Source organism: Rhodococcus sp. MSC1_016 (assembly GCF_023667485.2).
Lineage (GTDB): Bacteria > Actinomycetota > Actinomycetes > Mycobacteriales > Mycobacteriaceae > Rhodococcus_F > Rhodococcus_F oxybenzonivorans.
This window is the reverse complement of the sequence record NZ_JAMOZI020000001.1, coordinates 4,709,572-4,727,407: the sequence shown is the minus strand read 5'-3', so window position 1 is coordinate 4,727,407 and position 17,836 is coordinate 4,709,572. Positions and strand designations below refer to the sequence as shown.

General features: G+C 65.9%; 16 protein-coding genes and 1 pseudogene. 7 read left to right on the top strand and 10 right to left on the bottom strand.

Translation table 11 applies throughout. The annotated features are described in order from the left end of the window. Position 1 precedes the first annotated feature (1 nt). Positions 2 to 1,648 (bottom strand): helix-turn-helix transcriptional regulator, encoded by a 1,647-nt coding sequence (locus L1080_RS21905; RefSeq protein WP_250777821.1) that lies wholly within the window; start codon positions 1,646 to 1,648, stop codon positions 2 to 4. 214 nt (positions 1,649 to 1,862) lie between these two features. Here L1080_RS21905 and L1080_RS21900 point away from each other — a divergent pair, with 214 nt between their 5' ends. Continuing rightward, on the top strand, positions 1,863 to 2,819 hold the full coding sequence (locus L1080_RS21900) for an ATP-binding cassette domain-containing protein (protein WP_250777824.1): 957 nt from the start codon (positions 1,863 to 1,865) through the stop codon (positions 2,817 to 2,819). After that, complete coding sequence (locus L1080_RS21895; RefSeq protein WP_374436226.1) at positions 2,816 to 3,637, top strand: ABC transporter permease; 822 nt, start codon at positions 2,816 to 2,818, stop codon at positions 3,635 to 3,637. The genes L1080_RS21900 and L1080_RS21895 overlap by 4 nt, the downstream gene beginning before the upstream one ends. A 145-nt stretch (positions 3,638 to 3,782) precedes the next feature. Here the strand turns inward: L1080_RS21895 and L1080_RS21890 are convergent. Both L1080_RS21890 and L1080_RS21885 read right to left on the bottom strand, forming a co-directional pair. Continuing rightward, positions 3,783 to 4,656, bottom strand: a pseudogene (locus L1080_RS21890) (IS5 family transposase). A 46-nt stretch (positions 4,657 to 4,702) separates the two neighbouring features. Next, complete coding sequence (locus tag L1080_RS21885) at positions 4,703 to 5,275, bottom strand: nucleotidyltransferase family protein (protein ID WP_250772853.1); 573 nt, start codon at positions 5,273 to 5,275, stop codon at positions 4,703 to 4,705. 218 nt (positions 5,276 to 5,493) lie between these two features. On the opposite strand from L1080_RS21885, the gene L1080_RS21880 reads away from it, so the two are divergent. The 4 genes from L1080_RS21880 to L1080_RS21865 all read left to right on the top strand — a co-directional run bounded on the left by L1080_RS21880 (position 5,494) and on the right by L1080_RS21865 (position 8,418). After that, entirely contained in the window at positions 5,494 to 6,435 is a 942-nt protein-coding gene (locus L1080_RS21880; protein WP_159919071.1) for an alpha/beta fold hydrolase, read from the top strand. Between the two features lie 94 nt (positions 6,436 to 6,529). Then, positions 6,530 to 7,003 carry an RrF2 family transcriptional regulator gene (locus tag L1080_RS21875; RefSeq protein WP_250772855.1) on the top strand — a complete coding sequence of 158 codons (474 nt, stop codon included), beginning with the start codon at positions 6,530 to 6,532 and terminating at the stop codon, positions 7,001 to 7,003. A gap of 1 nt (position 7,004) precedes the next feature. Beyond that, complete coding sequence (locus tag L1080_RS21870) at positions 7,005 to 8,228, top strand: globin domain-containing protein (protein ID WP_250772856.1); 1,224 nt, start codon at positions 7,005 to 7,007, stop codon at positions 8,226 to 8,228. Positions 8,229 to 8,271: 43 nt separating this feature from the next. Next, positions 8,272 to 8,418 (top strand): hypothetical protein, encoded by a 147-nt coding sequence (locus tag L1080_RS21865; RefSeq protein WP_250772858.1) that lies wholly within the window; start codon positions 8,272 to 8,274, stop codon positions 8,416 to 8,418. A 22-nt stretch (positions 8,419 to 8,440) separates the two neighbouring features. Here L1080_RS21865 and L1080_RS21860 read toward each other — a convergent pair whose 3' ends face one another. Then, positions 8,441 to 9,358, bottom strand: a complete 918-nt coding sequence (locus L1080_RS21860) for a LysR family transcriptional regulator (RefSeq protein ID WP_250772861.1) — start codon at positions 9,356 to 9,358, stop codon at positions 8,441 to 8,443. A gap of 152 nt (positions 9,359 to 9,510) precedes the next feature. On the opposite strand from L1080_RS21860, the gene L1080_RS21855 reads away from it, so the two are divergent. Then, positions 9,511 to 10,809 (top strand): NAD(P)/FAD-dependent oxidoreductase, encoded by a 1,299-nt coding sequence (locus L1080_RS21855; RefSeq protein ID WP_250772863.1) that lies wholly within the window; start codon positions 9,511 to 9,513, stop codon positions 10,807 to 10,809. A 3-nt stretch (positions 10,810 to 10,812) separates the two neighbouring features. Here the strand turns inward: L1080_RS21855 and L1080_RS21850 are convergent, their stop codons facing one another. From L1080_RS21850 to uraD, 6 genes are all read right to left on the bottom strand, one after another. Then, positions 10,813 to 12,219: a guanine deaminase gene (locus L1080_RS21850; RefSeq protein WP_250772865.1), complete on the bottom strand. Its 1,407-nt coding sequence runs from the start codon at positions 12,217 to 12,219 to the stop codon at positions 10,813 to 10,815. 121 nt (positions 12,220 to 12,340) lie between these two features. After that, positions 12,341 to 15,076, bottom strand: a complete 2,736-nt coding sequence (locus L1080_RS21845; RefSeq protein ID WP_250772868.1) for a molybdopterin-dependent oxidoreductase — start codon at positions 15,074 to 15,076, stop codon at positions 12,341 to 12,343. Continuing rightward, a complete protein-coding gene (locus tag L1080_RS21840) occupies positions 15,073 to 15,882 on the bottom strand; it encodes an FAD binding domain-containing protein (protein ID WP_250772870.1) in 810 nt (269 codons plus the stop codon). The genes L1080_RS21845 and L1080_RS21840 overlap by 4 nt, the downstream gene beginning before the upstream one ends. A 69-nt stretch (positions 15,883 to 15,951) precedes the next feature. Further along, the gene (pucL, locus tag L1080_RS21835) at positions 15,952 to 16,881 is read right to left on the bottom strand and encodes a factor-independent urate hydroxylase (RefSeq protein WP_250772873.1); all 930 of its coding nucleotides are present in this window, start codon (positions 16,879 to 16,881) and stop codon (positions 15,952 to 15,954) included. 2 nt (positions 16,882 to 16,883) lie between these two features. Continuing rightward, complete coding sequence (uraH, locus tag L1080_RS21830) at positions 16,884 to 17,213, bottom strand: hydroxyisourate hydrolase (RefSeq protein WP_250772875.1); 330 nt, start codon at positions 17,211 to 17,213, stop codon at positions 16,884 to 16,886. Beyond that, positions 17,213 to 17,725, bottom strand: coding sequence for a 2-oxo-4-hydroxy-4-carboxy-5-ureidoimidazoline decarboxylase (uraD, locus tag L1080_RS21825; RefSeq protein WP_250772883.1), 513 nt, complete (start codon positions 17,723 to 17,725; stop codon positions 17,213 to 17,215). Before uraD ends, uraH begins: the two co-directional genes overlap by 1 nt. Positions 17,726 to 17,836: the final 111 nt, after the last annotated feature.

Below are 17,836 nucleotides of genomic sequence, written 5' to 3'. Positions count from 1 at the left end.
TCTATGCAGACGGCTCCACGAGCCGATGCTCGTAGGCATACGCGGTCGCAGCGGAGCGGGAAGAGATTCCCAGTTTGAGGAAGATGTTGCTCAGATGCCGGGCCACCGTCTTCTCGCTGAGGAACAGGTCCTCGGCGATGGCGCGATTCGTCTTCCCCGCGGCCACGAGGCGGAGCACATTCAGCTCACGGGGAGTCAGGGGCGAAGCCGAGGATTCGGTTCCGACTTCCGTCCGTACCCGTTCCAGATCGGGAGCAGCCGCCAGGTCGCGGTAGATCGCGGCGGCGAGATCGAACTCCATCCGTGCGGTGTCCACGTCGCCGAGCTCGCGGCACGCCCGCCCGATCAGCTCCCGCACGCGTGCCGCCTCGTACGGCGCCCCGATCAGGTTCCACCGTTCCCACGCCTCGCGGAGGACGGCCACTGCGTTCTGCGCCCGGGATTCCGCGAGCAGAACCGACCCCGATGCCTGCGCCGCCACGGCGTGGAGGTAGGGGATGTCGAGGCGTGCGGCGAGGGTTTCGAGCGCTGCTGCGGCGGCGCGGGCCGATGCGACGTCGTGCGCGGCGAGCATGATGTCGACGCATGCCGGGAGGAGTCGTGCCTGCTCGAGTGGGTCGAGTGTCTCGTCCACCTCACGCCGAATGCAGGCCACCGCGCTGCCGACCCGGCCCTGCATCATTCGCAGCAGGGCAAGCCCGGGCCGCGGCGGCCTACCCCATTTGTTCGCTTCCGTGTACAGCTTTTCGGCCTGCGCGAACTCACCGCGCAGTCGATGGAGCTCAGCCATCAGATAGCTGGCGGACCCCACCGCGGCGTGCACCGTCGGCTGGGTGAGTCTTCGGTGTGCACGCCGGGCCGCCTCCATGGACTCCGCCCATGCGCCCTGCAGTTGCAGGATCTCGGCGCGGTGGACGAGGCATTGGCCGCGGTAGGGCACCAGGTCCGGCTGCGCCGAACACCACCGCGTCAGTGCGGCAGTCCATTCCTGCGAGCGGCGCAGGTCGAAAATGCGCTGGCACTGTTCGATCACAGCGCAGTACACGATCCCGGTAACAATGGGAGACACCTCCTCTGACGTCACCCGGATCATGGCCTCGTCGAAGGCCGCAACGCCGTCGAGATGGCGCCCCAACACGATCAGCGCATGACCCGTCCCGAGCGCGCCCAGCGAGATGAGGTCAGGGTCGGCGAACCGTTCACCGATGACTGCTGCAGTGGAGAACACCTCCCGCGCTGCGGCGCCGTCTCCCTCGGCCAGGCGCCGGAGCCCCAGGGGAACCAGGAGGTAGCCGCGTTCGGGGCAGTCGACACCTGTGGTGTCCAGTAGCTTCCGAGCCCTGCCCAACCAGCCGCCACCGCGAACCTGCTCACCCCTGAGGGACAGGGCGAGTCCCAGCCAGAATGCGCAGCGCGCCGCACTCACGGGATCGCTGCTGCGTCCCCACTGGTTCACGGCCCGCGTCCAGAACTCGGTAGCGGCGTCGTCCTCACCGATCAGATAGGCGGCGACCGCGAGTCGCTCGAGATCCGTACCCTCGAGCGGTTCCTGCCGATCGGCGTTCGACAGTTGGGTGTAGGCGACGCTCCAGTCTCGCCGGGTGTAGGCCTCGCGGCCGGCCCGGAGCGCCGACGTGTCGTCGGACATCACCTTCTCCTGCCGGTTTCGCAGTGTCGTGGAGGCGCTCGCATCCAGATTACCGCCGCGCTCGCTGCCCTCGCGTGGTCGCTGTGGAGTCGTCGCATCGCGCCTGAAGACGGGTTCCCGGTCCGCAGACCAGGAGGCGGGGGCCTATATTCCCTGCACCCTGTCGGCGCCTCGAGTCACACTGGGTTCACACGCCGAGGAACGGGGAGTTCTGATGGTCGACGCGATCGCAGCCGAGGGGCTGGTGAAACGGTACGGAAAGGTCACCGCGCTCGGCGGTGTAGATCTCGCGGTCCGCGCGGGCAGCGTCATGGCCCTGCTGGGGCCGAACGGTGCAGGCAAGACCACCGCGGTACGCGTCTTCACCACCCTTCTCATCCCGGACGAAGGATGGGCCAGGGTGGCGGGTCTCGACGTCATCCACGACGCCCGGGCTCTTCGGTCGCGGATCGGTGCGTCCGGCCAGTACGCCGCGGTCGACGAATACCTCACCGGTTTCGAGAACCTCGAGATGGTGGGCAGGCTCTACCACCTCGGTGCCAAGCGAAGCAAAGCCCGGGCCCGCGAGTTGCTCGAACAGTTCGATCTGGTGGAAGCCGGGGACCGGCCCGTGAAGGGGTACTCCGGCGGCATGAGACGCCGCCTCGACCTGGCGGGCGCGCTGGTGGCCGAACCGGAGGTCCTTTTCCTCGACGAACCCACCACCGGACTGGATCCCCGGGCCCGACTCGGATTGTGGGACGTCATCGACGGCCTCGTGGCCAAGGGCACCACCCTGTTGCTCACCACCCAGTACATGGAAGAGGCGGAGCGGCTCGCTGATCAGATCGCCGTCATCGACCGCGGCAGCGTGATCGCGCGGGGAACCGCCGACGAGCTGAAGGATCGCGTCGGTGGCGAGCGCATCGAACTGACCGTCCGGGAAGGTGCCGATCTCGAGGTGGTGCGAAACGAACTCACACCGCTGGCCGCGGGAGCGATCACCATCGAAGACAACGTCCGCCGGGTCACCGTCCCGGTGTCCGGGGGTTCGGACGCACTGGTCGAGGCCCTGGGGCGGCTGTCCGATCGTGGGGTGAAGGTATTCGACGTCGGACTGCGCCGGCCCACGCTCGACGACGTGTTCCTCACCCTCACCGGGCACGAGGCCGAGGAGGAGCAAGTCTCATGACCGCACCACCGACCACCGCCCCGATGCACACCGCACTCGCCGACGGTCTCACCATCGCCAAGCGCAACATGATCAAGATCAAACGCGTGCCCGACCTCATCGTCTTCACCACGCTGTCGCCGATCATGTTCGTGCTGCTGTTCGCATACGTATTCGGAAGTGCCATCGAAGTTCCCGGGATGTCGTATCGCGAGTTCCTGATTGCCGGAATCTTCACCCAGACGGTCATCTTCGGGGCGACGTGGACCGGACTCGGCATGGTCGAGGATGTGCAGAAGGGGATCATCGACCGGTTTCGATCGCTCCCGATGGCGCCGTCAGCGGTTCTCCTGGGACGGACGTCCACCGACGTGCTCATCAACATCGTCAGTCTCGTGGTGATGTCGCTGACGGGTCTCGTCATCGGGTGGCGTATCCACTCGAGTGTGGGCGAGGCCGTACTGGGCTACCTGCTTCTGCTGCTGTTCGCCTATGCGCTGTCGTGGGTGATGGCGGTGGTGGGGCTGTGGATCCGCACGCCCGAAGTGTTCAACAATGCCAGCTTCATCGTCATCTTCCCGTTGTCCTTCGTCGCGAACACGTTCGTCGAAACCACCAACCTGCCGGGACCGCTCAAAGTGATCGCGGAGTGGAACCCGGTGTCCGCACTCACCCAGGCCGTGCGCGAATTGTTCGGAAACACGAACCCCGCCATGGCAGTTCCCGACGCCTGGCCATTGCAGAATCCCGTGATCGCGTCGCTGGCATGGACGGCGGTACTGCTCGTCATCTTCGTTCCGTTCGCGATCCGGCGTTACAAGAAGGCGGTCAGCCGCTGACTGTCGCCGGTTGCCGCTGCTCCCGGTGACCGCCGCTGCTCTGATGCACCAACGGGACGCTCGTTGCGTTGGATGGAACGAACGTCCCGTTCGTTCAGGGGGAAGGGCGGGAGGGACCACTGGGACCATGACTAGGTTCTGTCTGCTAATTGCGCAGACGGTGCGTTGTGACTGTTGAGGCGAGGAGTACGCCACCGAGGTAAGTGATGGCGTACTTGTCATACCGAGTGGCTATACCGCGCCAGTGCTTGAGTCGATTGAAACCCCGCTCAACGGTGTTGCGGTGTCGGTAGAGCGCCGGGTCGAAGGCCGGTGGTCGCCCGCCTCGGGAACCTTTCTCCTTCCGTCGTGCAATCTGATCGGATCGTTCCGGAATCGTGTGCGAGATGCGCTTTTCCCGCAGGAAGTTTCGAGTCGAAGGATGGGAGTACGCCTTGTCTGCCAGCAACCGCATCGTGCCACCGTGCCGATCCGGATAGATCTCGAGCAGCGGCGCCAGCTGTGGGTTATCGCCGACCTGCCCGGCAGTCAGCAACAGGGCGACCGGAGCGCAGGTGCCGTCGATGAGGGCGTGGATCTTCGTCGTCCACCCGCCTCGGGACCGTCCCAGGGCGTGATCGGTGGGCTCGCCCGCAAACGTGTAATTCGACTCAGCCCCCTGTGGATCTGGGAGCTGGAGCACCCGCCGCATGCTGATGGGCACGCACGCTGGTCGAGTCGATCGAGACCAGAGCCGCCAACGCCTCATCGTCGACATCACGGACCGCATGCACGGCGCGGAACATTGCCTCGTAGGTTCCGTCGATCGACCAGCGCTTGTGTCGTTCCCAGATCGACTGCCAGGCACCGAACTCGTCGGGAATATCCCGCCATGGGGAACCGGTCCGGAACCGCCAGCAGATCGCCTCGAGTGTCACGCGGTGGTCGTTCCATGGCCGACCACGCCGCGGACACGACGTGGGCATCACTTCCGCGAGCACCTCCCACAAGTCATCGGAAATCACACCTGAACGAGTCACCTGTCCACCATGAACCATCTTCGCCTCGCGATTTAGCAGACACGCCCTAGTCGCGGGAATCGACGTCCCGGCCGGTTCCGAGGTCGGAGCAGTCGACCATTTCGACTCCGTGAGCGGCGAGGTACTGCCTCGCGCCGGTGTCGCCGGTGAGGCTGTGGCGTAGAGCTTTCCAGTGGTCGCGGCCGATGAGGACGGGATGTCCGGGTGCGTCGGTGTAACGGGCTTGCCGCAGGGCCGCTCGTGCGCTGCCGGGCGGAACGGAGGCGATGCGGCGTACAGCGTCGGCGTCCAGGTCGGGCAGATCGACGAGGGTGATGACGACGGCGTCGACGTTGTCGAACGTCTCCGCAACCTCCAAACCTCGCCGCAGCGACGCCGACATGCCCTGGTGCCAGTCTTTCGCCACACCCACGACCACCGGTACGCCGTCGGGTAGCAGGCTCTCGGCCTCGTCGGCGCGGGCGCCGAGGACTACGACGACGGGACGGCATCCGGCCTCCGCGAGGATGCGCGCGCCACGCCCCAGCCAGGGTTCTCCGTCGACGCCGACGACGAGCGCCTTGGGCATACCCATCCGCGAGCCGCCCCCCGCGGCGAGCAGCACGCCCCCGATCGTCACGGCTGGACGACCGCGGCCCGATCGGCCGTCGACACCGCGATCGGCTCGCTGTCGGCGTCCTCGGAACTGGCAGCTAAGTACGGCACGCGTTCACGCTACTTCTCCATCGGAGAGTTTGCTCCGCGGCCTGGGGGAACAGCGGTCGTAGACTGACCGACACCGGCCTCCGGACAGCGAGAGGCGCGACGCCGAGACGACGCATCGAAGGGGATGGACGCATGCTTGATCCGAAACGAGGTGGCTCGCCGGCCGGTCAGACGTTCGCGCGGTCGTGGGGTGGCTCGGGCAGTGTCATCGACATCGACGGACCCGTCCACTGGGTCGAGTACGGCGATCCGCAAGCAGGGTCGCTGCCGGTGGTGATGGTGCACGGCCTCGGCGGGTCCCATCTCAACTGGGTCCGGGTGGCCCCGGCCTTGGCGGAACGGACGCGGGTTCTGACGGTGGATCTCCCCGGTTTCGGACTCAGCCCGGCGGGGAAGCGTCAGACAGGGATCCCCGCCAACGTCGCGGTACTTCACCGCTTCCTCACCGAGGTGGTGGGTGGGCCGGTGATTCTGATGGGCAATTCCATGGGCGGCATGATTTCGATGTTCGAGGCGTCCGCCCACCCCGACACTGTTGCTGCACTCGTGCTCGTCGACCCGGCGCTTCCTGCGGCGCAACGAATGCCGCATCCGCGGATCGCTGCGCAGTTCGCGATGTATATGACGCCCTTCGTCGGGGAGCGTTACCTCCAGTATTCGAGCCGGCGGATGACCGACCGTCAGCTGGTCGAGCGGGTCATCGACCTGTGCTTCGCCGATCCCGCACGGGCCTCCGAGGACGTCCTCGAGGCAGCAACGGAGCTGGCGAAGTACCGGCGCGAGCAGCCCTCGCAAGATGCCGCGTTCCTGCAGGCGAGCCGGTCACTGATGCGGGTGATGGCGCGTCCGCAGCGTTACCTGCAGGCCATGCGCGCCCTCGAACAACCGGTTCTCCTGCTCCACGGTGACCGCGACCGCCTGGTTCCGGTCGCCGCGGCGCGCAAGGTCGCTGCCGACAACCCGCGGTGGGACACCGTCGTACTGCCCGGCGTCGGGCACACCCCACAACTCGAGATGCCGGACGCGGTACTCGACCACGTGCTGACCTGGATCGACCGGCACGGGCTCGTCTAGCGTCTTCGCTCCCGTCCGGGTGTCGCCGGCGGCCGGCAGGTAACCTCACTCACATAACTCGCATACTAAATGCGAATTAATGTACTTTCAGATCATGCAGCTCACCCGGTTCACCGACCTCGGCTTGCGGGTCGTCATGCGCCTGGCCGTCGCGGCAGAGGGGGACCGTCCGGGGAGCCGTCAGGTCGCCGAGGAATTGGCGGTGTCCTACACGCACGCGACAAAAGTGATCACCCGGCTCGCTGAACTCGGCATCGTCGACGCGCGCCGCGGCCGCGGGGGCGGCCTCGCCATTACCGAACTCGGCCGCACCGCCTCGGTCGGGTGGCTCGCCCGCCGCCTCGAGGGAGACGGGGAGGTGGTCGACTGCGACGGCGCCCAGCCGTGTCCGCTGCGGTCGGGTTGCCGGCTGCGGTCGGCGCTGCGCCGTGCGCAGGAAGCGTTTTTCGCGTCGCTCGACACTGTCACCATCGACGACCTCACCCAATCACCGACCCGCGCCGTCCTGCTCGGACTGCCCCGGCCGGCCGACACAGATTTCAAGTTCTCTTCCGCGATCGGAGAATGACATGCTCTCGCCCACTTCCACGGAAATCATCCGCGCCACGCTGCCCGTGGTCGGTGCCGCCATCGGCGACATCACTAGCCTGTTCTACCGCAAGATGTTTGCCGCCCACCCCGACCTCGAACGCGACTTGTTCAACCGGGGCAACCAGAAGCAGGGTGGTCAGCAGAAAGCGTTGGCGGGGGCAATCGCCGCGTTCGCGGCTCTGCAACTGGAACCCGATCGGGCTCGCGTCGATTTGATCCTCTCGCGGATCGCGAACAAGCATGCCTCGCTGGGAATCGAGCCCGCCCAGTACGCGATCGTGTACACCCATCTGTTCGACGCCATCGTCGAGGTGCTCGGTGACGCCGTCACTCCGGAGGTGGCCGCCGCCTGGGACGAGGTGTACTGGACGATGGCCGAGACTCTGATCGCGATGGAAGCCGGTCTCTACCGCGCAGCGGGGGTCGCGCCCGGTGACGTCTGGCGGCAGGTGCGTGTCCGTGAGCGCCGCCACGAGTCCGCCGACACCGTCTCCTTCGTGCTCACCTCGGTGGACGGTGCGCCCCTGCCCGCCTTCGCCCCGGGGCAGTATCTCTCGGTGGGGGTTCATCTTTCCGACGGCGCCCGGCAGATCCGCCAGTACAGCCTCTCGTCCGCTCCGTCGCAGAAGGACTGGCGGATCACCATCAAGCGGGTGGACGGGCAGATGCTGTCGGACGGATCGCACTCGCCTGCGGGCGAAGTCTCGAACTTCCTGTACCACAATGTTTTCGAGAATGACCTGCTGGACGTGACCACCCCGTTCGGTGACCTGGTTCTGCAGGACGACGACGCGCCGCTGCTGCTGATTTCGGCCGGCATCGGGTGCACGCCGATGATGGGAATGCTCAGCCACCTCGCCGACACCGAGGACACCCGCCCGATCTCGGTGCTGCACGCCGACCGATCGCCCAGTAACCACGCCCACCGGGCGGAACTGGCCGAACTCGTCGAGCGGCTGCCGTTCGCGGTCATGCACCGCTGGTACGAGGATCTCGGCGCGCGTCGCCCCGAGGCGGACCTGCGGAAGGGGCGAGCCGACCTCGGGGAGATCACCGTCGCCCCCGGCACCCGGGCCTATCTCTGTGGGCCGCTGCCCTTCATGCTGGGCATGCGCGAAGCCTTGCTCGAGAAAGATGTTGCGGCCGAGAACATTCACTACGAGGTTTTCGGCCCGGACAGCTGGGCGGCCGCCCCGGCATGAACTGCACCTCACCCGCACACCTCGGTACACGAGCAGGGTGCGAGTGGGACTGGGTATCGGTCGGCTCGTCTTCCGCGCCCTCAATTCCATCGAAATGCTCTGGGCGGCACGCTGGTTGCCGCGATCGTCGTCGACGCCCCACCCGCCCATGTTCTACCTGATCACCGGAATATTCCTCCTCGGCCAGTAGGTCGCGCGCCGATCGTGCCAGCCTAACTGTCGGTTGGGGATTCGGCGTCGGCAGCTCCCCGTGATCCTGCGATCGACTGCGCGAGCGCACGAAACAAGTGAGTGAGTTCGGGGCGGGTTGCCGTTCCGCTGCGGACTACCCCGCACACCGGGATGCGCAGAAGGTCGTGCGACTCGCGCATGAAACTGAGCCCGCGCCGGGGAGTCGCGTCGGCGGTGTCGGCGTACAACACGGTCCACGACAGGGGAGTGGTGAGGACGTCGAGGGTCGCCGTGTGGTCGCTGGGAATGGATGGCCCGAGCTTTACGCGTTGCCCGACCTGCCGGAATGCATCCTCGACCACGGTGTGGATCAGCACCTGACTACTGCGCGGCGGCAGCAGTAGCGGATAGGGCGCCAGTTCGCCGAGGTCGACGGTCGAAAACTTGGACAGCGGATGTTGAGCCGAGGTGACGATCACCAGATCCTCGAGGCCGAATTCGATTGTTTCGAGTCCTGGTCTGTCGACGCCGCCGCGGATCAGGGCCAGGTCTGCATCACCGGACGCCACCGCGGTCATGCGGTCGGTGAAATCCTTGATGACGAATTCGATGTCGAGCTGTGGGAACTCCTCGCGCACAAGCGATATCGCCTCCAGGCTTTGGGTGGCGAAGCTCATGCTGGCGCTGATTCGCAGCCGATTGCGGGGGTCGAGTCCCACCGAGAGTGCGCGCGCCTCGAGGCTCATCATTTCTGCCGCGATAGGCATGAGGCGTTCGCCGGCCGCGGTCAGGCGCGTCGCACGGGTGGACCGTTCGAGTAGGGCCGTGCCGAGTTCGTGCTCGAGCTTGGCTATCTGGTGGCTGATCGCCGACTGCGAGATGAAGCATCGCTCCGCCGCTCGGGAAAAACTGCCTTCTTCACCGACCGCGAGGAAGTAGCGCAACTGCCGGAACTCCATGACCCCAGGCTACAGCGCCGACGAGCATTTATGAGCAATCGAGATAACACAATTTCGATTTCCCCAGGTTATTGGCAATCAGGCTCATCGGATCCATAAGGTGGGCTCATACGCAACGCTAAGCACAGGAACGCTGGCAGAGGAGGTTTTCGGTGGATCGCACACAGGTCGTCATCGTGGGATCGGGTTTCGGCGCCCTCGCGGCGGCGAAGAAGCTCGGCAAGGCAGGCACGCCGTTCGTGCTGATTTCCGAGACCACCGAGCATCTCTTCCAGCCACTGCTCTACCAGGTGGCCACGGGTGTGCTCTCGCCCGGCGAGATCGCGCCGTCCATCCGCGCCATCCTCGCCAAGTATCCCAGTGGTGACGTCCGGCTCGGCCGCGTCGTCGACGTCGACCCGGACAAGCACGAGGTGGTCTACGAGGCAGGCGGGATCCGCCACACCCTCGGCTACGACACTCTGATCGCCGCGACGGGTGCTCGTCAGGCGTACTTCGGCCGCGACGAGTTCGCCGAGGTCACGTACGCCCTCAAGACCGTCGCCGACGCCGACCGGTTGCGCCGCCAGATCGTCCGCTGCTTCGAAGAGGCGCACACCACGTCGGACCCGGAACGTCGCCGGGATCTGCTCCACTTCATCGTGATCGGCGCGGGGCCCACCGGGGTCGAACTGGCAGGTCAGATCAAGGAACTGGCGGGACGCTACTTCGAGAAGTCGCTGCGGGACGTCACCGCCGAGGACGTCACCGTGACCCTCGTCGAGGGTGCGGGGGAGACGCTGCCCGTGTTCGGCGGCAAGCTCAGCAAGTACACGCAGGACTCCCTCGAGCGTGCAGGGGTCGAGGTGGTCCTCGGCACCATGGTGACCGATATCGACGAGCACGGTGCCACCTTGTCGTCGCCCGGTAACGGGTTCGAGAAGCGACTGACGGCGGAGACGATCATCTGGTCGGCCGGCATTCAGGCCAACGACTTCGCGGCGGTGCTCGCGGAACGGACCGGGTGTGAGACCGGCCGCGGCGGTCGACTGCTGGTCGACGAAGACCTCACCGTGGGCCGCTACGACGACATCTATGCCATCGGCGACATGGCTTCGCTGAACAACCTCCCGGCTCAGTCGCCGTTCGCGATGCAGGGTGGCCGTCACGTTGCGGCGATCATCAACGGAAAGCGCACGGCCGGAACACCCTTCACCTATCGGGACAAGGGCAGCATGGCGATCATCAACCGGTTCCGCGCGATCACCCGCGTCGGCAAGATCGAGTTGACCGGTGTACTCGCCTGGTTCCTGTGGCTTGCCGTCCACCTCGTCTACCTGGTCGGATTCCGGAACCGCTACGTGGCAGTGATGTCGTGGTGTGGATCGTTCCTCGGTCATCGGCGCCCGCACTTCCACTACGCGCAGGAGATCGAACCTGCCGACTCGAACGAGCTGGACCGGGCGGCCTAGAACTCAGGACGCCCCGGCCCGCCGGCCCGCGACATAGACCTCGGCGATGGAAGTATCGCGTATCCCCATCAAGAGCGCGAACAGGGTCTGATCGCGGGCCAGGTCGGGGTCGGCGGCGCGGATGCCGTGGCGCAGTAGTCCGTCGAGCGCCGGGGTGCCGGACGGATCGACGACGACGAAGTCGGCTTCCTTACCGACGTCGAAATTGCCGAATCGGTTCTCCATATCCAAGGCTCTGGCACCGCCGAGGGTACCGATGAACAGCATTTCGGCCGGATGCATCGATACTCCGTCGTCCCCGGGTTCGTTGATGTGCACTTTGAACGCATCGCCGAGCACCCGCGGGATCAACCATTCGTCGCCGCCGCCGAAATCTGTGCCCGCGGAAATGTTGACACCCGAGGCGACCGTCCGCTTCCACGGCATCGCTCCGGATCCCAGGAACAGCTGCGAGACCGGACAGTGCGAGACGGACGTACCGGTCTCGGCCATCCGTTCGAGCTCGACGTCTTGACAGTGCACGCAGTGCGCAAGGATGGTGCGTCGGCCCAGCAGGCTCTTCCCTCCCACCTGGGAGCCGGGCAGGAACTTCCCGTCGTAGGTGTCCAGGTATGAATTCACCTGGTACACCTCTTTGGTCGAGTCCACCTCTCCGGTTCCCGGGCGATTGTTCTCGTTGAGATGCGAGTGCACATACACCCCGCGGTCCCGTACTTCGTCGTACAGTTCCCCGAGGTTTTTCAAGGTCTCGGTCGTCACCGACAACGAGAACCGCGGGACGATAGCCACATGCAACAGTGCGGTGGCGACATCACCGGTGTCCGCGCCGTGCCACTTGTCGATCTCTTCGCGGGTCAGCCGGATGGCGTCTTCTTCGGATGTCATCAGTGGCTGGGCGGTGCCGACACCGACAGTCTGAATGCCGCGGCCGCTGACGATACGTAGACCGGCCTTCTTCGTCTCGGTGAACAGGGCGTCCTGTGCATGCGGAAACGCCGACCCGAACACCATCGCGGCCGTAGTGCCCGCCGAGATGCGACGGTGGGTGAACTCGACGGCGGCTTGCTGCGCGAACTCCGGATCGGCGAACTTCGTTTCCGACGGGAACATGCACAGGGTCAGCCATTCCAGCAGTTGTCCGCCGCCGTAGGAGTCGCCGGCGTAGGTCTGCGGGAAATGGATATGGGTGTCGACGAACCCCGGCAACAGGAACCCGGGCCGGTGGTCGTGCACGGTGCCGGACTCATATTCCGACGGAATCTCGGTTCGGTCGCCGCAGAACGCGATTCGCCCGGAATCGTCCAGGACAAGCGCGCCGTCGGGAATCGATACGAGAGCGGCCGCGGCTTCGGTCACTGTCGGTGCGCCGGCGATGTGGAAGATGTGCCCGAGGTGGATGTGCGTTGCCATGTGATGAACTCCCGTCCAGTAGCGGCCAGTACTCACAATGCCACCGATCCGACCCATATCGTGGCGAAACAGACCGAGCACCCGACCGGACGAACAGGTGCAAGTGCACAACCGGGACGGGCTACGGGGCCTCGAGGTGACCGACACGGGCCGTGGTCATCTCTCGCCACACCCGTGCCGGAGTCATCGGCAACCGTCGCAAGCGAACGCCGGTGGCGTCGGCAATGGCGTTGGCCAAGGCCGGGGCCACCGGGTTGTACGGCGACTCGCTCATGGATTTGGCGCCCAGTGGACCTAATTGGTCGTAGGTGTCCGCGAAATACACCTCGGTCTCCGGGATATCGGCCAGTTGAGGGATGTGATAGTTCCTCAGCTGAGGTCCCAGGACTGTTCCGGCGCCGTCGAGGCGGATCTCTTCATGCAGCGCACTGCCGATCGCCTGAGCTACGCCTCCCTCGACCTGCCCACGGCACTGCTGCGGATTGAGGACGGTCCCCGCGTCGGCGGACTGAACCGACTGCAGAATTCGTACCTCACCGGTGACCGTGTCGACGGCGACCCGGAATGCATGCACGTTGAAGACCACTGAGCGGGGAGTGCCGTCGTGCCGACCCTCGGCTCGAAGAACGCCCTCGGCTGCGAGCTTGTCCCATTCGATCACCTGGGTGCCGATCCGGACGCCCTCCGGTGTCAGCGAGCATTCCGCGTCCTCGGCGACACCGGCGATGCGGCACGCGGTTCCGGACAGAAGTGCGCGCAGACTGTTGCATGCCTGATCGACTGCCTTCCCGGCAACCACACTTCCGGCCGACCCGAACGCTCCCGTGTCGTGCCCAGTGAGGTCGGTGTCGGACTGGCGGACGATGATTCGATCGACGGTGGTACCGAGCGCGGTTGCCGCGAGCTGCGCGTGCACGGTCGTGGTTCCGTTGCCGAATTCGGCGGTTCCTACCCGCACTTCGTAGCGGCCGCCCGCGACGAGAGTGCAGGACGCCTCGGCGAAGTGCCCACGCGGCGGAATGGTTGCGATCATGGACGCCGCCATGCCCTCGCCGACTTTCCACCGCGGGCCCTCCGGCGCGGCAACTCCATTGCCCCGGCGCAGGGCTGCCTCGGCGAGGTCGAGGCATTGGTCGAGCCCGTAGCTCCCGTAGGTGAGGTCGTCGTGCGCCACCTCGGCTTCGACGAAGTCGTCCCCCGGAACGATCACGTTACGGCGGCGGAAATCGAAGGGGTCGATGCCCAGCTTTCGGGCAAGCTCGTCCAACGCCGACTCGATACCGAAAATGACCTGTCCGAGCCCGTATCCGCGGAAGGCGCCCGACGGCAGGTTGTTGGTGTACACGGCGCGGGCATCGACCCGCTTGTTGGGAGAGCGGTACAGCGCGACCGACTCTCCGCAGCTGTGGAACATCACCCCCGCGGAATGATTCCCGTAGGCTCCGGCGTCCGACAGCACGTCCACGGCGAGCGCGGTCAGCCTTCCGTCTCCATCGGCCCCGGCCCGCACTGCGACCCGCATGGGATGGCGGCACGGCGCGGTGGTGAACTGGTCCGAGCGGGTGAACTCGTACTGCACGGGCTTACCGGTGCGCGAAACCGCAAGCGCGACGAGGTCCTCGACGAGCATTTCTTGTTTGGCGCCGAATCCACCACCGATTCGGGCGGTGAACACCCGGACCCCTGAACGGTCCAGCGCGAAGAGTCGTGCCAGTTCGTCGCGTACGAGGAAGGGAACCTGAGTGCTGCTCCGGAGGGTCAGTCGCCCCTCGTCGTCGAGCCAGCCGATCGCGGAATGCGTCTCAAGATGGACGTGTTGCACGCGCTGCGTCTGCCACGTCCCCTCGACCACCGCGCCCGACGCCCGGGCCGCCTCGAGTCCCGATTCGATGTCGCCGACCTCACCGTGTAACTCTGCCACCAGGTTCCGGGTGGGATCCGCGATGCGCGACTCGGCGCCCTTGTCGGAATGGAGCAGGGGCGCACCTGCCCGGTGTGCCAGGTCCGGGTCGAATACAGGCTCCAGAATGTCGTAGTCGACGTCGATCAATTCCGCTGCGCGGCGGGCAATGTCGACCGAGTCGGCGACCACCGCCGCGACACGCTGTCCGACGAACCGCAGCACGGTGTCGAAGACGTAGGTGTCGTCCGGGTCGTCGGTGCGGAGTTCGTGGCGTGCGGTGGAGAAGGCGATGTCCGGGCTGTCTCGGTGGGTGAGTACCGCGTGGACGCCGGGCACGCCCTCCGCTGCGGCGGTGTCGATGCGGGTGATCCGCGCATGGGCGTGCGGGCTGCCGAGGACATGGACGTGGAGCAATCCCTGGACCCTGACATCGAGGGTGTACGGTTCGGCCCCGCACACCACCCGGGTGGCGGCGGGGGCAGGAATCGAACGGCCGGAGGAGTGACCGCTCGAGTCGTCCTCGGTGGTGCAGATTCCGCCGACTGCATCCCGGATCGCGCGGTAACCCGTGCAGCGGCACAAGTTTCCCTTCAGGGAGCGGGGAAGGTCGGCCCGTTGATCGGCGGTGAGCGCAGAAGCAGTAACTACCATTCCCGGAGTACAGAATCCGCACTGGAAGCCGGCCGCAGCGACGAACTGCTCCTGGACGGGATGTAGTCGTTCGGGGCTCCCCAGCCCCGCGGCCGTCGTCACCTCGAGGCCCTCGGCACGGTGCGCCGGAATGACGCACGAATGCACGGGGTGGCAGTCGAGCAACACCGTGCAGGCGCCGCAATCACCGGCGTCGCACCCCTTCTTGACCGCGAAAACCTCGTGGTCCCGCAACAGCGTGCGCAGGCACTGACCGGGCCGCGGGTCGGCGTTTACCGGCTGCCCGTCGACGGTGAACTTCATGCCAGTTCCTCCCTGATCTCCTCCGCGAGGACGGCGGTGACATGGCGCCGCCAGTCGACGACACCGTGTGCATCCGTGAAGTACGCCTCGAGTGGAATATGTTCCGCCAGTGCAGTGTCGAGTGCGTGAGGGTCGGGAACGTCGGGGAAGCGCAGTACGAATGGGCGCAGGGTCGACGCGGTGACGGCGAGCGTGAATCCGTCCGGTCCGAGTCGTCCCGCCAGGAGTGCGCCGGACCGGCCGAGCGGCGAATAGGCGATCTTGCGGAGCGTCGTGCGGCTCCGGAGTGCCGATCCCGGGAAATGAATGCTGCGGATCAGTTCGCCCGGATTCAGCAAGGTGCACCCGGCGCCGGTAACGAAGTCGAGCACCGGGATTCGCCGTTCGCGCCCGTCGGGCGCCCAGAGCAGCACCTCGGCGTCGAGTGCGCAGCAGGCGGTGATCATGGCGCCTGCCGGCAGCGCGAGCGCGAGGTTTCCCCCGACGGTGGCGGTGTGCCAGATCTTCCACGACGCGACGAGCGCTTCGGCGCACGGGCGGAACAGGCTTGTTCCGATCCATTGATCGTAATATGCGGTGTGGCAGAGTGTTTCGATGGTGCACGTGGCGGCCACCTCGAGCTCGTCGGGGTGCACCGTGACTGCCTGCCAGCTCAGAGTAGTGAGATCTACCAGGTGGGTGAGGCCCGGTTGCGGTTCCGAGTACAACCAGGTTCCGCCGGCCAGGTACGCCGATCCCGGTTCCGGCACGGGAAGTTCCGCGCGCGTGCGCGGTGTGGCGATGTCGGTGACGAACGAGAGGTCCACGGTGTCACCCTCCCACGCTCGACCACCGTGCGCCCGTCGACGAGCAGTTCCTGGGGCGGCCGTTCGGCGTCAACTCAGCCAACCTGTGTAGGCAGACCACGCCGGCCCGGGGTCCGGAGCGTCGGAACGCTGAACCGTCGCCTGGATCAGGCCGTAGGGGCGGTCGGCGGCGTGGAACACCTCGTTGTCGTTCTCCACACCGAAGCGCCCGAGGTCGTGCGCGAAGTGATGCTTGTTGGGCGCAGACAGACGCACCTCCGCGAGTAAAGGACAGCGCTCGAGGACGGCCTTTCCGATTTCGTAGAGTGTCTGCTGCAGGGCCAACGAATGCACTGTCGCGAACGTGGACACGATCTGTTCCTTGATATCGGTGTACACGCTGTTCCAGTCGACCTCGGTGGTGACGAACCGCCATTGCACGACGAGTGACGTGGCCATCACCCGGTCGTGGGTCTCTTCGAGGACGGTGTACTCGTCCTTCAGGAACCCGAAGAACTCGCTGCCCGTGGATTTCAGAATCACCAGATCTTTCAGGCCCCCGACCACCCATGTTCCGTCGGCGTCGACCGTGATGGCCGCGGTACGCACCTCCTCGCCCTTTCGCACCCAGGTGTGATCGTGCTCGGCACCCTCGACCACGGCCCGCGCCCACGAGTACTCCTCGATCTCGATGCGCGCGCCCTCGACAGGTTGGACGTCGTTCACGAAATGCCGCGCCAACGCCAGTCCGTATTCCTCGATGGAATCGAGTCCCTCCTCCTTCGCGTAGGAGAAGGCGGTCTGCTTCTGACTATCCGTGGGCAGCACGGTGCTCTGATCGCCCTCGAGGTGCGCGGCGGAGAAGTCACCTCGAAGACAGGTGGAGACGCTCACGTCCCGGATCTCGTGCCGAGGGGTGTCGCGGTAGATCCGGACGATCCGGTTCTCAGCCTTCCCATACTGGTTCTTGCCCAGGACGATCTTGCCCCCGAGGTGGGGGCCGTTGTTCGGATTGCTCACGTTCAGCTCCCGCGATAGGTGGAATAGCCGTAGGGGGACAACAACAACGGAACGTGGTAGCCACGCTGGGGATATCTCAACTCGAAGGTGACGGTCACCACCGGGTAGAAGGTGTCCTGGCCGCGCCGACCGAAATAATCACCGGTGTCGAACACGAGGCAATACGTCTCCGCGATCAGGCCCTCGGGTGCAATCTCGGGGATGCGGCCGTCGACGCCGGTCATCGCGGAGGCGATCGGTTCACCCTTGAGGGATTTGAGCCGCACGTGCAGTCCGGCCGCCGGCTCACCGGTCGTTGCGTCCAGCACGTGCGTGCTGAGGATTCTGGTCATCAACGTCCTCCTTCGGTGGAGTGGTTCAGCAACCGTACGAGACGCAACCGGTTGATCGCGGCGAGTTCCGCCCGCAAAACCCTGCGCTCGGTGCTGCTGTCGTTGTCGAGGCGTCGGTGCAGCACGTCGAGCAGTTCCTGCGCAGAACGTCCGGACGCGCACACGAGGTAGACGTGCCCGAACTTTCTCTCGTACTCCTCGTTTCCCGCGCGAAGTTTCGCCCGCAACTCGCGGTCGGCGGAAGCGACTGCGGACTGCTCACGCGCCGACGACGCATTGTCGGGGCGGTCGCCGATGCGCGGATGCCCGGCCAAGGCCTCGTCGATCTCGGCTTCGGTGAGTTCGGCGAGAACCTCGTCGGCGCGGGTATAGAGCTCTTCGGTCGTGCGGAACGGCCGCGCGGCGGCCACCCGGCGAGCCCACACCGTCGACGAACAACACTCGGTCAGCAAGGCGACGGCCTGCTCGTCGCTCCACTCGTTCACGGTGCTCAGGCCGGGCGGTTCGGTCATCGGTGCTCCTCCCGTGCGCCTTTCTGGTACCTCTGGCTACCACAAAGGCGCACAGGTGGCGCGTCGACTTACCGATCCAGTTACACCCGAGCGATTTGACGACCTTATGTA

Excerpts from the sequence above, each read along its gene's own strand:
- L1080_RS21880 (WP_159919071.1), top strand. The coding sequence starts at position 5,494 with ATGCTTGATCCGAAACGAGGTGGCTCGCCGGCCGGTCAGACGTTCGCG.
- uraH (WP_250772875.1), bottom strand. The coding sequence starts at position 17,213 with ATGACCAGAATCCTCAGCACGCACGTGCTGGACGCAACGACCGGTGAG.
- L1080_RS21905 (WP_250777821.1), bottom strand. The coding sequence starts at position 1,648 with ATGTCCGACGACACGTCGGCGCTCCGGGCCGGCCGCGAGGCCTACACC.
- L1080_RS21860 (WP_250772861.1), bottom strand. The coding sequence starts at position 9,358 with ATGGAGTTCCGGCAGTTGCGCTACTTCCTCGCGGTCGGTGAAGAAGGC.
- L1080_RS21845 (WP_250772868.1), bottom strand. The coding sequence starts at position 15,076 with ATGAAGTTCACCGTCGACGGGCAGCCGGTAAACGCCGACCCGCGGCCC.
- uraD (WP_250772883.1), bottom strand. The coding sequence starts at position 17,725 with ATGACCGAACCGCCCGGCCTGAGCACCGTGAACGAGTGGAGCGACGAG.
- L1080_RS21850 (WP_250772865.1), bottom strand. The coding sequence starts at position 12,219 with ATGGCAACGCACATCCACCTCGGGCACATCTTCCACATCGCCGGCGCA.
- L1080_RS21895 (WP_374436226.1), top strand. The coding sequence starts at position 2,816 with ATGACCGCACCACCGACCACCGCCCCGATGCACACCGCACTCGCCGAC.
- L1080_RS21875 (WP_250772855.1), top strand. The coding sequence starts at position 6,530 with ATGCAGCTCACCCGGTTCACCGACCTCGGCTTGCGGGTCGTCATGCGC.
- L1080_RS21900 (WP_250777824.1), top strand. The coding sequence starts at position 1,863 with ATGGTCGACGCGATCGCAGCCGAGGGGCTGGTGAAACGGTACGGAAAG.
- L1080_RS21870 (WP_250772856.1), top strand. The coding sequence starts at position 7,005 with ATGCTCTCGCCCACTTCCACGGAAATCATCCGCGCCACGCTGCCCGTG.